Below are 14,069 nucleotides of genomic sequence, written 5' to 3'. Positions count from 1 at the left end.
TGTGCTAGGGTGGCGACGTGACCACCGGTGAGCCCGAACTCGTCGATGCCTGGCGCGAACTGCTCGCCCGCCAGGCCGCGACCGCCTGTGCGCTGGACCGCGAGCTGGGCGAGCGGCACGGCCTCGGCATGAGCGAGTTCGAGGTGCTGGAGCGCCTGGTCGAGGCCACGGCGGGGGACTGCACCGCCTCGCTGCGGATCCAGGAGCTGGCCACCTCGGTGCACCTGAGCCAGAGCGCGCTGTCCCGGCTCATCGCCCGACTGGAGAAGGGCGGCCTGGTCGAGCGCTCGATGTGCCCGGACGACCGCCGCGGCGTCATCGTCTGCCTCACCCCGGCCGGCCGGGACCGTCATGCGGAGGCGCGGCCCACCCACCGCTCGGTACTGGCCTCGATGATGACGGGCTGAACAACGGCCGGAACGGCCGGGAGCGCCGCTGTACGGCGTCCGCGGGCGGCGGATCAGCCGCGGGCGACTCCGGCCCGCGCCCGGGTGGCGGAGGCCGCCTGCTGGGCCGCGCGGACGGTCTCCTCCAGGAGGTAGCCGCCGCGGTTCTTCTCCGGGCAGGCGTCCGGCATCGCCGGGTGCCGCCCGATCACGATCACGCCGAGCACGATGCAGGCCAGGCCCACCGCCTCCCAGGCGAGCGCGCCCGGGGTGACCCGGAGCCGGTCGCCGAGGAAGCCCACGCCGCAGGCGATCCCGGCCAGCGGCTGGGCCGCGGTGAGCGCGGGCAGCGACATCTTCAGCGGCGCCGACTCGAACGCGCTCTGCACCAGGATCAGGCCGACCACGCCGATCGCGATCACCGTGTAGGTCTGCCAGCTGTGCAGCACCAGGAGCATCCCGCCGCGCTCGAACCGCTGTCCGGTGGTGCGGGTCAGCGCGTCCTGGAGGCCGTAGAGCAGTCCGGCGGCCAGGGCCAGCAGGGTGGCCTCCTCGAACAGCGGCAGCCGTCGGGCGATGGAGACCAGCAGCAGCCCGGCCCCGGCGACCACGCCGAAGACCAGCCAGTGCCGCAGCGCGCCCGCCTCGGTACCGCCGCCGGTCGGCTGGCCGCTGACGATGAACACGGTCACCCCGGCGGCCAGCAGCAGCACCCCGCCCCAGCCGGACCGGCCCAGGGTCTGCCGGGTGATCTTCCGGGCCAGGCCCATCGCGAACAGCAGGTTGGTCGCCAGCAGCGGCTCCACCAGGGAGATCCGCCCGGCCGAGAGCGCCATCGCGCTCAGCACCTGACCGCCGATCATGAACAGGATGCCGAGCAGCCACTCGCGCTGCCGCATCAGCCGCAGCAGCAGCCGGTAGGAGAGCATGTCCGACGGCGGGGCCTGCTGGGCGGCGTGCTGCTGCAGCACGAACCCGAGACCGAGCAGGCAGGCCGCGCCCACCGCGAGCAAGAAAACCGTCACGGCGTGTTCACCTCTGGTCCCGACCGGCTCGGTTGCGTGCGCACATCCTCAAGTCCCGCCTGCCCTCGAAGCAGCGGGGCATACCAGACCCGCCTCGAGGAAGCGTAGCGCGCTCCTCTGAGAAAGGCCTGAGCGTCGACCGAACGGATCCGGCCGCGAAGGTTTGAAACCGGGATCAGCTGATCGCGCGCAGACCGGGCACGAACGCCAGCAGCACCGGGGCCCCCAGCGCGGTCAGCGAGAACACGGTGAGCCGCAGCCGGTGCAGCACCGGCAGCCGGTGCGGGTCGGCCATCAGCCGGTCGATCCGGCCGGGTATCTCGGCGAACGGGGACGGGCAGGCCGCGTCCGGGCCGACCGCCGTGTTCAGCTCGACCAGGGCCAGCGCGGTGGCCATCCGCCCGTGCCGCCGGGCCGCCGAGTCGTCCGCGGCCAGCTCGACCAGCCGGCCGACCTGCTCCCGGAACAGCCGGAAGATCTCCACCCCGGGGAAACCGCTGCTCAACGCCTCCGCGCACTGCAGCAGCCAGTGGTGCCTGGCCCGGACGTGCCCGCGCTCATGGGCCAGTACCGCGGCCAGTTCGCGGTCGCCGAGCCGGTGCAGCGCCCCGGTGGTGACCACCAGCCGGGAGCGGTGGCCCGGCAGCGACCAGGCCCCGGGACGGGCGTTCTCCAGCACCACCAGGCGCTCCCCGGCCGGGCGCCGCCGGATCCCGGCGGGCCGGGCCAGACCGGACGGCAGCTCCGGCGCCTGCCGGGACAGCTCGCGGGCCCGGCGGCGGCGCAGCGCCCGCGCCGAACGCACCTCGCTGCCCAGCGACAGCGCGGTCCGCAGCCCGCCCACGGCGAACAGGCAGGCGGCGGCGACGGCCCAGGAACGGCCCCAGGGGAAGCCGTAGGCCGCCGCTACGCCGTTCGGAGCACCGGAGAAGAGCAGGGCGTGCGCGTCGGGCCAGGCCGCGGCGGCCGTCAGCACCAGCGCGATCCCGCAGCAGAGCAGCACCGCGACCACCAGGCACTGCCACGCGCCCAGCGCGAGCACCGGCTCGCGCTCCGCCCAGCGCGCGCGTGCCAGCAGCCGGGGGCCGGCCGTGGCCAGCACCACGGCGAGCAGCAGCAGCGCGGGAAGCGCGTTCAACGGGGCCTCCGCCGACAGAAGCAGGAGCACGCGACTCTGCGTACGGGGTCAACCTATGTGCCGCCGGGGCGCGGCGGTACGGCTTTCCTGCGGGCGTGACGCACACCACGCACCGGCGCCGCACCGGCCGTCACATCACCAGCAGCATGGTGAACATCCCGAGCCCCAGCACCATCCGGCAGGCGTGCGGCAGCTCCCGCGCGCCGAGCAGCCGCACCGCCACCGATCCGGCGCCCGCCACCGTGCCGGTCGCCGTCGCGCCCGCCGCCGGGGCGGCGATCAGCCGGACGCCGGACAGCAGCGCGTAGCCGCCGAAGAACACCAGCAGCCCGGCGGTCAGCGCCGGCAGCTCCGCGCCGCCCCCGCCGGACATCCCGGACATCCCGGCCATGCCGCCCGTGCCGGACATCCCGGCCGCGCCGGCCATCGCCAGCGCCATGTAGACCATCGCCAGGTGTCCGACCCCGTGGTACAGGTGGTGCCCGCGGTGTCCCGCGCCCTCGCGCGCCGCGGCCCACAGCGACCACAGCGCGGCGCCCCCGAACAGCACCGCCCACACCCCTACGGGAACCCCCCGGCCCAGCCCGTAGGGGAGCGCCATCGCCGCCATCCCCAGACCCTTGAGCGCCTCCGACCCGTCCAGCCGCCGTTCGGCCGGGGCCGCGCCGGGGCGCAGCGTCCGGCCCAGGCAGAACAGCCCGGTAGCCCCCATCAGGCCGACCAGCAGCCACCCCACCGTGCCGGAACCGTGCATCCGGGCTCCCCTCGCCCCCGGGGCCCCGGGCGGGGCCGGACTGGTACGACAGTCACCACCATGCCGCCGCAGTGCCCGTTCGCCACAGGGCGCAACAGGGGGCGCACGAGCGCAGGAGCACTCCCCGGGGTCCGGCGCCCCCGAGCCCCGGTGTACTCCGAATGGAGTACGCCGCCCTGCGCCTGCCTCCCCTGGACTACGTGCCGCGCTGCCGTGAATCATCCCCCGGTCTGTCTACCCGGCTGAAAGTGATCGTTAGGTTTGAGCGGCCAGAATCTCCAGGGGGGAGCCTGCGAACGTCCCACCTGGTGACACAGCGACCACAGCAGGGACGAGACCTCACCATGGGCCCACTGATCCGCCTCCCGATGCAGCGCCGTGCCGGAGCGAAGGCTCCGGCCGCGCCGCGCGCCGTGATCGTGTCCGCGAGCGTGGGCGCGGGGCACGACGCGGTGGCGGCGGAGCTGGCCGCGCGGCTGGAGGAGGCGGGCGTCGCCGTCGACCGGCACGACTTCCTCGACCTGCTGCCCGGCCCGGCCGGCGGCATCCTGGTCGGCTCGTACCACCGGATGCTGGACCGGGCCCCGTGGAGTTGGAAGCTGCTCTACGGCAGCCTCGACAACCACCGGATGATGAGCATGCAGGCGAGCCTGTTCACGGCCCTGGCCGGACGGGCGATGCGCAGGGCCGTCGCGGACGACGACGTCCGGATCGTGGTCTCCACCTACCCGCTCGCCAGCCAGGTCCTCGGACGGCTGCGCAGACGCGGCACGGTCGACAAGACCGTCCACACCTACCTCACCGACTTCTCGGTGCACCGGCTCTGGGCCTCGCCCGACGTGGACGCGCACCTGGCGGTCAACCCGATCCCGGCCGAGCAGGCCCGCGGCATCGGCTGCAAGGACGTCTCGGTGATCGCCCCGCTGGTGGACCGCCGCTTCACCCCGGTCACCGACCGGCTCCGCTACGCCGCGCGGGCCCGCTGGGGCCTGCCGCAGGACGCCAGGCTGGCGCTGCTGGTCGGCGGCTCCTGGGGCGCGGGTGAGATCGAACGCACCGTCAACGACGTGGAGGCGGCCGACCCCGGCCTGACCTGCCTGGTCGTCTGCGGCCGCAACGAGCCGCTGCGGGAGCGGCTGCTCGCGGCCGGGGTCCGGCACGCCTTCGGCTGGGTGGACGACATGCCCAGCCTGATGCACGCCGCGGACGTGCTGGTGCAGAACGCGGGCGGGATGACCGTCCAGGAGGCCGTCGCCAGCGGGCTGCCGGTGGTGACCTACCGCTCGATACCCGGCCACGGCCTGACCAACGCCGCGGCGCTGGACGAGGCGGGCGTCGCCCGCTGGGTCCGTCACCAGGGCGACCTGGCCGAGGCCCTCGCCGAGGCGCAGGCGGGCGCGGCGGCAGGCGCGGCGGCCGGGTCCGGCCCGGACGACCCGTCGGTGCTCCCCCTCCCGGCCCGGGAGGCCGCCCGCGTCCTGCTCGAAGCCGCGGGCATCCCGTACCCGGCGGCGGCTCCGGCAGCGGGTGCCGCTTCCGGCGCGGTGGCGCACCTCGCTACGGCGGCTGCCCGGCCCGGCGCCGGTGCGGCGTCCGCCGTTCCCGCTGCTGCTGCCGCTGCGGCGCCGGTCGCGATGGGAGGCGTCCGTTGAGCCGGTTGGTCAAAGCCGCTGCCACCCTCGCCGGAGGCCTCGCGCTCGCGCACGCCGCCCCCGCGGTCACCTCGGTCCAGCCGCTGGAGCCGCTGCGCACCCGCCTGCTGCCCCGCTACGCGGGCCTCGGCGACCCCGGCCACATCGCGCTGACCTTCGACGACGGCCCCGACCCGCTGTCCACCCCGCGCTTCCTGAAGCTGCTGGAGGCCCGCGGCGTCAAGGCCACCTTCTTCCTGCTCGGCTTCATGCTGGAGCGCGACCCCGGCCTCGGCCGGGAGATCGCCGCCGCCGGGCACGAGGTCGCGGTGCACGGCTACCTGCACCGCCCGATGCCGCTGCGCACCCCCGCCGCGACCCGGGACGACCTGCGCCGGGCGCACGCCCTGGTCGCCGACGCCACCGGCGAGACCCCGCGCTGGTACCGCCCGCCGTACGGCATCGCCAGCACCGCGGCGCTGCGCAGCGCCCGGCGGCTCGGCATGCAGCCGGTGCTGTGGACCAGCTGGGGCGCCGACTGGCGGGCCAGCGCCACCGGCAGCACGGTCTACGACACCGTCACCGGCAACCTCCGCGGCGGCGGCACGATCCTGCTGCACGACTCCGACTGCACCGCGGCGCCGGCCTCCTGGACGGCCACCCTCAGCGCGCTGCCCCGCATCCTCGACCACTGCGAGGAACGGGGCTGGAAGGTCGGCCCGCTGGCGGACCACTCGGTCCGGGCGCGCTGACAGATCCGTAGTGCGCCCGGGTCCTCCCCCCGGGCGCCCAGATCCTGCCCGCTCGGATCCCGCCCGCCCGCTCAGATCCTCCCGGCCGCGTGCAGCCGGCTGAGGAACCGCTTGGTGCGCTCGTGCTGCGGGTCGCCGAACACCTGCTCCGGCGGCCCCTGCTCCAGGATCACCCCGTCCGCCAGGAAGCAGACGTGGTCGGCCACGTCCCGGGCGAACGCCATCTCATGGGTGGCCAGCACCATGGTCAGCCCCTGCTCCTTGAGGTCGCGGACGACTTCGAGTACCTCGGCGACCAGCTCCGGGTCCAGCGCCGCGGTGATCTCGTCCAGCAGCAGCAGCCGCGGGTCGCCGACGATGGCGCGGACGATCGCGACCCGCTGCTGCTGGCCGCCGGAGAGCCGGTCCGGGTACTCCTTGGCCTTGGCCGCCAGGCCCAGCCGTTCGAGCAGCTCCATCGCCCGGCCGTCGGCCTGCTCCCTGCCCGTGCCGTGCACCCGGCGCGGGGCCAGGGTGAGGTTCTGCAGCACCGTCAGATGCGGGAACAGGTTGTACGCCTGGAACACCACACCGATCCGGCGGCGCACCGTGTCCGGGTCGACCCTCGGGTCGGTGATCTCCTCGCCGTCCAGGAAGATCGCGCCGTCGTCGATCTGCTCCAGCAGGTTGGCGCAGCGCAGCAGCGTGGACTTGCCGGAGCCGGAGGCCCCGATCAGCGCGGTGACCGTGTGCTGCGGCAGTTCCAGGTCGATGTCACGCAGGATCACGTTCTCGCCGAAGGTCTTGCGGACGGACTCCAGCCGCAGCACCGGTTCGGTCACGGACGGGCTGCTCATGCGAGGCCTCCCTGGCTGCGGCGGCGGTCCATCCGCCGGGTGACCCAGTCGGTGAAACGGGTCATCGGGATGGTGAGGACCACGAACAGCAGCCCGGCCACCACGTACGAGGTGAAGTTGAAGGTGCTCGCCTCATAGATGCGGGACGCGGCGACCGCGTCCACCGCGCCGCCGATGGACACCAGGCCGGTGTCCTTCTGCAGCGACACCATGTCGTTGAGCAGCGCGGGGACCACCCGGCGGACGGCCTGCGGCAGCACCACGAAGCGCATGGTCTGACTGTTGCTCAGCCCGATCGAGCGGGCCGCGGCACGCTGGCTGGGGTGCACCGACTCGATCCCGGCCCGGAACACCTCGGCCACGTACGCCGAGTAGTTGATCACCAGGGCCGCGCCGCCGAGCTTGATCGGGTCGTTGGTGACCCCGGTCAGCTGCAGCGCGGGCACGCCGAACATCACCAGCAGCAGCAGGATGATCAGCGGCAGCCCGCGGAAGAAGTCGACATAGGCGGTGGCCAGCAGCCGCAGCGGCAGGAACACCGGGCCGCGCAGGGTCCTGGCGGTGGCGATCAGCAGGCCGAGCACCAGCACCGACACCCCGCAGACCGCCAGCAGTTCCAGGTTGAGCACCAGGCCGCGGATGATCGACGGGAACGACGCCTTGGCATGGTGCCAGGAGAAGAAGGTCTCCTTGGTCCGCTGCCAGCCGGGCGAGCCGGTGATCACGAAGTACAGTACCGCGGCGGTGGCCAGGGTGCTGACGGTGGCGATCACTGCGGACCGCCGGGCCCGCGAGCGGCGGTACTGCTCGCGGGCGATCCGGCGTGCCGAGGGGGTGTACGGAAGCGGGTCCGCCAGGTCGGGAGCGGTCACTTCAGGACCGGTGCGGTGTCGGACGCCGGCAGCCACTGCTTGGCGATCTTGTCCAGCGTCCCGTCGGCCCGGAGCGAGTCCACCGCCTGGGAGACGCACGAGGTCAGCGCGCTGCCCTTGCTGAGCACCAGGCCGAACTGCTCGACGCCGCCGGTCGCCGCGTCGGCCGGGAACTGCCCGACCACCTTGGCCCCGGGCACCTGCACCGAGGTGACGTAGAACGCGGTGGGCAGGTCCACGATGATCGCGTCGACCTGGTGGTTCTTCAGCGCGGCGACGGCCAGGTCGGTGGTCTCGTACACCGAGGGGTGGGTGCTCGGCTTGACCACGTCGGTGGCCACGGTCAGCCCGGTGGTGCCGACCTGGGCGCCGATCTTGGCGCCCTTGAGCCCGGCGGCGTCGGTGATCCCGGAGTACGTGGAGCCGGACAGGGTGACCACGGCCTGGCGCACGTCGTAGTAGCCGGAGGAGAAGTCCACCGCGGTCCGCCGCTCGGCGCTGATCGAGACCTGGTTGATGTCGAAGTCGAAGGTCTTCACCCCGGGGGTCACCGCGTTGTTGAACGGCACCACGGCCCAGGCGACCTTGGCCTTCGGGTAGCCGAGGCGGTCGGCCACGGCGTAGGCGACGGCGGACTCGAAGCCCTTGCCGTTGGCCGGCTTGTTGTCCTGGAACCAGGGGTCGTACGCCGGGTTGTCGGTGCCGACCGTCAGGGTGCCGGAGGTGTGCGTCGGCAGCGCGCCCTTGGCGCAGGCCGCCACTGAGGCGGTGCCCGAGGCGGTGGCGGACGAGCTGCTCCCGGCCTGCGTGCTGCCGGCCTGCGGCGCACAACCCGCCAGCGCGAGCAGCGCTGCGCTCGCCGAGAGGACGGCAACACGGGTTCTGACGGTGGCGGTGGTCATCAGTTCAGCTCCTGTGGGGACGGCTTCCGGCGGAGGTCCGGAGCCACGGTTACCGCAGCGTACCCGGGGTGCGCCGTCGCAGTTCAGACGGCTCCCCGGCTGTCCCGCATCGTGGGCAGCGAGCGGGGCGCGGGCAACCGGGGGAGAGTGGGGGAGAGCGGGCGCCGCGGTTCCGGTCGACCCCTCCTTGAACAGAAGAACCTTCTGTATATACGGTGTCTTAACAACAGTTCCTCCGGTGCAGACAGGGTTGACATGCAAAATCTCTCGAATGCCACGGGCATTGCAGCGAACCCGGCCTGGACGCGGCTCAAGGGGGCGGTCGAGGCGCTCCGTCCGCTCCAGTCCAAGGACGGCTCCATCGACCTGAACTCGCGCGGCGCGGGCACCCGCGACGAGGCCGACGCCCTGCTCGCCGAGATCACCGCCGCCGTCGAGGAACTGGCCCCGCACTTCGAGCACGACGCCGACTACCTGCGCGCCGTCGGCGCCGACCTGCGCCGCTGGGGCTCCTCCGGCTACCCGGTCCCCGACTTCCTGGACTCGCTGCTGGCCTTCCAGCCGGCCGCGCAGCGCCAGGACGGCCTGCCGCACCTGGTCGTCTTCCCGATGTACACCCAGAACGGCAACCCGGACCGCAACCTGGAGGCGGTGCTGCTCAACGTGGTCTGGCCGGACTGGCTGGCCGAGCTGGAGCGCACCCGCTTCGACAACCCGATGTTCGTGCCGATCACCTTCACCGACTTCACCTCCGGCTACGACACCAACTCCGCGGTGCTCTTCCCGGAGACCGTCTCGGTCCGCGAGGCCCCCGAGCGCTTCACCTGGGGCGGCATCTTCTGCGACCGCGAGGCCGCCCGCTTCCGCGCGGTCAGCAGCTCCGCCGTCGACCTCCTCGGCCTGGAGATCCCGGAGGACGCCGCCGCGCTGCTCAAGGACCAGAAGCTGGCCGAGGAGACCTTCGTGCTCTGGGACCTGGTCCACGACCGCACCCACAGCCACGGCGACCTGCCGTTCGACCCCTTCATGATCAAGCAGCGCAGCCCGTTCTGGATGTACGGGCTGGAGGAGCTGCGCTGCGACCTGACCGCCTTCAAGGCCGCGGTCCAGCTGGAGCGGGAGGGCCACGCGCAGGGTCGCAACGTCCAGTTCGCGATCCTGTTCGACCGGATGTTCCGGTTCCCGGTCAGCGGCGGCCGGGTCCGCAACTACGACGGGCTGGGCGGCCAGCTGCTGTTCGCCTACCTGCACAAGCATGACGCGCTGCGCTGGACCGACAACCGGCTCCGGATCGACTGGGACCGCGTCGCCGCCGTCACCACCGACCTCTGCACCGAGATCGAGACCCTCTACCGGGACGGCATCGACCGCCCCAAGACCGCGCACTGGATCGCCGCGTACCAACTGGTCTCCCGGTACCTCACCCCGCACCCGGCCTCGGTCTGGGCCAAGGGCGCCGACGCGCTGCCGCTGACCGGGCACAGCGACAACAAGGCCCTCAACAAGGCGCTGTGCGACGCCGTCCTGCCGGACGAGTTCCCGCTCAGCATGTTCTTCGAGGCGCTGTCCAAGAAGCTCTCCGGGGTCATCGCCTCCACCTCCGGGATCACCGGTACCACCGGGTCCGCCGGTTCCGCTGCCGGCACCGGTACTGCCGGGTCCGCCGGTGGCAGCACCCTCGGGACCGCCGCGTGAGGCCGCCGCTGGACGGGCGCGTCGTCGCCGTCGCCGGGGCGACCGGCCCGGCCGGACACGCCACCGTGCGCGCCCTCGCCGCGGCCGGGGCCACCGTCTCCTGCGCCGGGACCGACCCGCGCCGACTGGACGCCCTGCTCGACAGCACCCGCCGCGCCGTCCCCGGCGCGACCGTGGTCGGCCAGGTCCTGGACCTGCTCGACCCGCAGGCCGCGCACGACTGGTCCGACCACATCGAGGCCGAGCACGGCAGCGTCGACGGCCTGATCCACCTGGTCGGCGGCTGGCGCGGCAGCAAGAAGTTCACCGACATCGACCTGTCCGACTGCGACTTCCTGCACGACCAGCTGGTCCGCACGCTGCAGCACACCACCCTCGGCTTCCACGACGCGCTGCTGCGCAGCCCGGCCGCGCGCTTCGCCATCGTGTCCGCGGCCGGCGCCGCCAAGCCCACCGCGGGCAACGCCGCCTACGCCACCGCCAAGGCCGCCGCCGAGACCTGGACCCTGTCGCTGGCCGACTCGTTCCGCAGCATCGCCGCCGCCGAGGAGGCGCCCGAGCGCGCCGCGGCTGCCATCCTGGTCATCAAGGCCCTGGTGACGCCGGAGATGCGCGCCGCCAAGCCCCAGGCCAAGTTCACCGGCTTCACGGACGTCGCGGACCTGGCCGACACCATCACCGACCTGTGGAACCGACCCGCAGCCGACCTGAACGGACAGCACCTGTGGCTGACACCCCGATGACCGACGCGGTACGCCGTCACGACCCCTCGGTACGGGGGTTCGCCAGCGACAACTACGCGGGCGTGCACCCGGAGGTGCTGGCCGCGCTCGCCCTCGCCAACGGGGGCCACCAGATCGCCTACGGCGAGGACGACTACACCGTCCACCTGCAGGACGTCTTCCGGCGCCACTTCGGCCCGCGGGCCGAGGCCTTCCCGGTCTTCAACGGCACCGGCGCCAACGTGGTCGCGCTGCAGTCCCTGCTGCCGCGCTGGGGCGCGGTGATCGCGGCCGAGAGCGCCCACATCAACGTCGACGAGTGCGGCGCCCCGGAGAAGGTCGCCGGGATCAAGCTGCTCACCGTGCCCACCCCGGACGGCAAGCTGACCCCGGAGCTGATCGACCGCCAGGCCTTCGGCTGGGGCGACGAGCACCGCGCCCAGCCGCTCGCCGTCTCGATCACCCAGAGCACGGAGCTCGGCACCCTCTACACCGCCGACGAGATCCGGGCCATCTGCGACCACGCCCACGAGCGCGGCATGCTGGTCCACGTCGACGGCTCCCGGATGGCCAATGCCGCGGCGTCGCTGAACCTCCCGCTGCGCGCCTTCACCACGGACGCCGGGGTCGACGTCCTCTCCTTCGGCGGGACCAAGAACGGCCTGCTGCTGGGCGAGGCCGTGGTCGTCCTCAACCCGGACGCGGTGCGGAACATCCTCTACCTGCGCAAGATGTCGATGCAGCTGGCCTCGAAGATGCGCTTCATCTCGGTGCAGTTCGAGGCGCTGCTCGGCGGCGACCTCTGGCTCCGCAGCGCCGGCCACGCCAACGCGATGGCCCGCCGCCTGGAAGCCGCCGTCCGCGAGGTCGACGGCGTCACCCTGGTCCGCCCGGTCCAGGCCAACGCCGTCTTCGCGCTGCTGCCCCGTGAAGTCAGCGAACGGCTGCAGAAGCGCTACCGCTTCTACTTCTGGAACGAGCACACCGGCGAGGTCCGCTGGATGGCCGCCTTCGACACCACCGAGGCCGACATCGACGCCTTCGCCGCAGCCATCCGGGAAGAGATGGCGAAGCAGCAGTAGCGAGGGACTCATAATCTTCATAACTATCTGGTCAATCCTCTAAGGATTCTTGTCCCCACTTGATCGGTCGTGTCCGATTGAGCGGGGAATGGCCTGCCTCACGGGCACCTAGGGTTCGCCTGTCACCAGCAGCGCGAATGAAGGAACCAACGTGGGACAGACAGGTATCCGGCGAACCCTCGGTGTGCTTGCCGCCGTCGCGACCGCGAGTACCGCGGTGCTGGTCGGAGCGGGCACCGCGTTCGCATCCGACCAACTCAACATGGGCGAGGGAGAATACGGACTCACCCTGCCCACCGCGGTCAACGGCACCTCTGTGGAGAAGGTGCTGCATGTCTGGGCCTCCCACGACCAGGGGGGTGAGATCCCGACGGCGACACTCACCGTGGACGTCAGCGGGCTCAACGGGGTCGCCACCGTTGACTGGCCCGCCAACTGCACCCACAGCGGGAGCACCGGAACGTGCACGCTGGAGCACCTGCCCGGCGCCAACGAGCCTGAGCAGTACCTGGGCCTCGGACTGAAGGCCGATCCCAAGGCCGCCGCTGGGGCCAAGGGCTCGATCGGGCTCAAGCTCACCGCACCCGGCTACGACGCCGTCGAGGACTCCTCGGACATCCAGGTCGGCTCGGGTGCGGACATGACCATCCAGCAGCTTCCGACGCTGACCCACGTCAAGGTGGGCTCCACTCTCAGCGAGCCGATCGAGTGGTCCAACACCGGCAACGAGACCGCGCCGTCCAGCGTCCTGACCTTCCAGACGACCGCCGGGCTCCAGTACAAGCAGAGCTTCAGCAACTGCCTGTACAGCAAGCCGGACGGCTCCCTGAAGATGGTCACCGCCGTGTGCACCGTCAACCAGCCGCTGGCACCGGGGAAGGCGCTGCGCCTGACCAGCGACATCAAGGTCGGCGTCACCAAGGAGGCTCGATACGCCTTGATGAGCGCGGCCGTCCTGCCCCCCGGCGACGCGAACACCGACACCCGGGGCTACGCCAAGGGCACTGGTGCCGCGCTGACGGCGGAGGCCGTCGTCAGCGCGGCCATCAGGCCGCAGGTCGCAGACATCAACCCACGTGACAGCTACACCGAGCTGGACATCACCGCGGACAACACGGCGGACTTCGCCGCCGTGGGCACCTCGCTGAAGGGCAACAAGGGCCAGACGGTCTCGGTCACGGTCGGCGCACGCAACAACGGTCCCGCGCTGATCTACGACCGCAGCGGCGGCGAGGGCACGGGCGGTTACAAGGTGACCTTCCCGGCCGGTGCGACGGTCACCAAGATCCCTTCGGACTGCACCCTCGACAACAGGACCGGGGTGAAGGGGCGCGGCCCCTACAACTGCCCGAGCGACTACGTCCAGGGGCCCGGCTACCAGAAGCTCGTGACCTTCAAGGTTCGACTCGACGCGCAACTGCACGATGCCAAGGGCACCGTCGCCCTCGACAACGAATACAGCTACATCACGGGCAAGCCCGCGAGTTACGACTGGGACAAGAACCCGGCCGACGACTCGGCGCCGATCGTGTTCAACGGCCCGGCGACCAAGCCCTCGGCGGGCACCACAGCCACGGCTTCCGGATCCGCGTCGGCCGCTGCACCCGCGCCGACCAGCGCCCAGGGCGGCGACCTGGCCCAGTCCGGCGGCGGCAGTGACAGCCTCCCGCTCGGCATCGCCGGAGCGGCCGCCGTCGCCATCGGCGCGGGCGCGGTGGTGTTCACCCGTCGCCGCAGGGCCGGCGTTCACCACTGACACCCCGACCCCAGGCTCGGCACGCGGCCCCGTCCACCGGTAGCACTCGCGACCGGAGGGCGGGGCCGCCGCGCGGCTGATTTGGACCTTGCCGTGGCGGCGTGTAGTGTTCTCCGAGTTGCCCCGTGAACGTGTGAAGCGTGTGGGTGCGACGAAATCCCTGGTCAAGCAGCATGGTGTTGTTTTGCTATGCCGTTTATCGGGAAATCGGCGGATTTGGCTTGTGGAGCTGGAATCCGCTAAGGTTTGAAACAGAACGAAGCGCCCGGAGGGTCCCGGTGAGGGTCCTGAAGGAAGTGTCCGTTCCTTGAGAACTCAACAGCGTGCCAAAAGTCAACGCCAAATGTTTCATTTGGCAGTAACTGTTTTATATAGCGAGGACGCAGTGCACGGGGCCGCCTATTCCGGTGGTTGCTGTGCCGCTCTTGCGTGATGACATTCACGGAGAGTTTGATCCTGGCTCAGGACGAACGCTGGCGGCGTGCTTAACACATGCAAGTCGAACGGTGAAGCCCTTC

13 protein-coding genes and 1 rRNA gene are annotated in these 14,069 nt (G+C 71.9%); 8 read left to right on the top strand and 6 right to left on the bottom strand.

Annotated elements, in window-relative coordinates; all coding sequences use genetic code 11:
• The first annotated feature begins 17 nt into the window (after positions 1-17).
• A complete protein-coding gene (locus tag ACEZDE_RS28690; RefSeq protein ID WP_380542115.1) occupies positions 18-407 on the top strand; it encodes a MarR family winged helix-turn-helix transcriptional regulator in 390 nt (129 codons plus the stop codon).
• 53 nt (positions 408-460) lie between these two features.
• On the opposite strand, the gene ACEZDE_RS28685 is transcribed toward ACEZDE_RS28690, so the two are convergent.
• The 3 genes from ACEZDE_RS28685 to ACEZDE_RS28675 form a co-directional block, all read right to left on the bottom strand.
• On the bottom strand, positions 461-1,411 hold the full coding sequence (locus tag ACEZDE_RS28685) for a DMT family transporter (protein ID WP_380542112.1): 951 nt from the start codon (positions 1,409-1,411) through the stop codon (positions 461-463).
• A 175-nt stretch (positions 1,412-1,586) separates the two neighbouring features.
• Positions 1,587-2,579, bottom strand: coding sequence for a M56 family metallopeptidase (locus ACEZDE_RS28680; RefSeq protein ID WP_380542109.1), 993 nt, complete (start codon positions 2,577-2,579; stop codon positions 1,587-1,589).
• A 100-nt stretch (positions 2,580-2,679) separates the two neighbouring features.
• Complete coding sequence (locus ACEZDE_RS28675; RefSeq protein WP_380542106.1) at positions 2,680-3,303, bottom strand: DUF5134 domain-containing protein; 624 nt, start codon at positions 3,301-3,303, stop codon at positions 2,680-2,682.
• Positions 3,304-3,647: 344 nt separating this feature from the next.
• Here ACEZDE_RS28675 and ACEZDE_RS28670 point away from each other — a divergent pair, with 344 nt between their 5' ends.
• Positions 3,648-4,955: an MGDG synthase family glycosyltransferase gene (locus tag ACEZDE_RS28670; RefSeq protein ID WP_380542103.1), complete on the top strand. Its 1,308-nt coding sequence runs from the start codon at positions 3,648-3,650 to the stop codon at positions 4,953-4,955.
• Positions 4,952-5,686: a polysaccharide deacetylase family protein gene (locus ACEZDE_RS28665; RefSeq protein WP_380542100.1), complete on the top strand. Its 735-nt coding sequence runs from the start codon at positions 4,952-4,954 to the stop codon at positions 5,684-5,686. Before ACEZDE_RS28670 ends, ACEZDE_RS28665 begins: the two co-directional genes overlap by 4 nt.
• Positions 5,687-5,757: 71 nt before the next feature.
• On the opposite strand, the gene ACEZDE_RS28660 is transcribed toward ACEZDE_RS28665, so the two are convergent.
• Genes ACEZDE_RS28660 through ACEZDE_RS28650 form a run of 3 tightly spaced genes read right to left on the bottom strand, consistent with a single transcriptional unit; the run spans position 5,758 to position 8,296 of the window.
• Positions 5,758-6,522 (bottom strand): amino acid ABC transporter ATP-binding protein, encoded by a 765-nt coding sequence (locus ACEZDE_RS28660; RefSeq protein WP_380542097.1) that lies wholly within the window; start codon positions 6,520-6,522, stop codon positions 5,758-5,760.
• Positions 6,519-7,394: an amino acid ABC transporter permease gene (locus ACEZDE_RS28655; RefSeq protein ID WP_380542094.1), complete on the bottom strand. Its 876-nt coding sequence runs from the start codon at positions 7,392-7,394 to the stop codon at positions 6,519-6,521. The genes ACEZDE_RS28660 and ACEZDE_RS28655 overlap by 4 nt, the downstream gene beginning before the upstream one ends.
• Positions 7,391-8,296 (bottom strand): ABC transporter substrate-binding protein, encoded by a 906-nt coding sequence (locus tag ACEZDE_RS28650; RefSeq protein WP_380542091.1) that lies wholly within the window; start codon positions 8,294-8,296, stop codon positions 7,391-7,393. The genes ACEZDE_RS28655 and ACEZDE_RS28650 overlap by 4 nt, the downstream gene beginning before the upstream one ends.
• A gap of 255 nt (positions 8,297-8,551) precedes the next feature.
• Here ACEZDE_RS28650 and ACEZDE_RS28645 point away from each other — a divergent pair, with 255 nt between their 5' ends.
• From ACEZDE_RS28645 to ACEZDE_RS28625, 5 genes are all read left to right on the top strand, one after another.
• Positions 8,552-9,991 (top strand): DUF6421 family protein, encoded by a 1,440-nt coding sequence (locus ACEZDE_RS28645; protein ID WP_380542088.1) that lies wholly within the window; start codon positions 8,552-8,554, stop codon positions 9,989-9,991.
• Positions 9,988-10,734 carry an SDR family NAD(P)-dependent oxidoreductase gene (locus tag ACEZDE_RS28640; protein ID WP_380542085.1) on the top strand — a complete coding sequence of 249 codons (747 nt, stop codon included), beginning with the start codon at positions 9,988-9,990 and terminating at the stop codon, positions 10,732-10,734. The genes ACEZDE_RS28645 and ACEZDE_RS28640 overlap by 4 nt, the downstream gene beginning before the upstream one ends.
• Positions 10,731-11,795, top strand: a complete 1,065-nt coding sequence (locus ACEZDE_RS28635; RefSeq protein ID WP_380542355.1) for a threonine aldolase family protein — start codon at positions 10,731-10,733, stop codon at positions 11,793-11,795. The genes ACEZDE_RS28640 and ACEZDE_RS28635 overlap by 4 nt, the downstream gene beginning before the upstream one ends.
• A 151-nt stretch (positions 11,796-11,946) precedes the next feature.
• Positions 11,947-13,551 (top strand): hypothetical protein, encoded by a 1,605-nt coding sequence (locus tag ACEZDE_RS28630; RefSeq protein WP_380542082.1) that lies wholly within the window; start codon positions 11,947-11,949, stop codon positions 13,549-13,551.
• 438 nt (positions 13,552-13,989) lie between these two features.
• Positions 13,990-14,069, top strand: a 16S ribosomal RNA gene (locus tag ACEZDE_RS28625); the annotation flags it as partial.

This window comes from Streptacidiphilus cavernicola, assembly GCF_042510955.1.
Lineage (GTDB): Bacteria > Actinomycetota > Actinomycetes > Streptomycetales > Streptomycetaceae > Streptacidiphilus > Streptacidiphilus cavernicola.
This window is presented reverse-complemented; position numbering and strand designations above follow the sequence as displayed.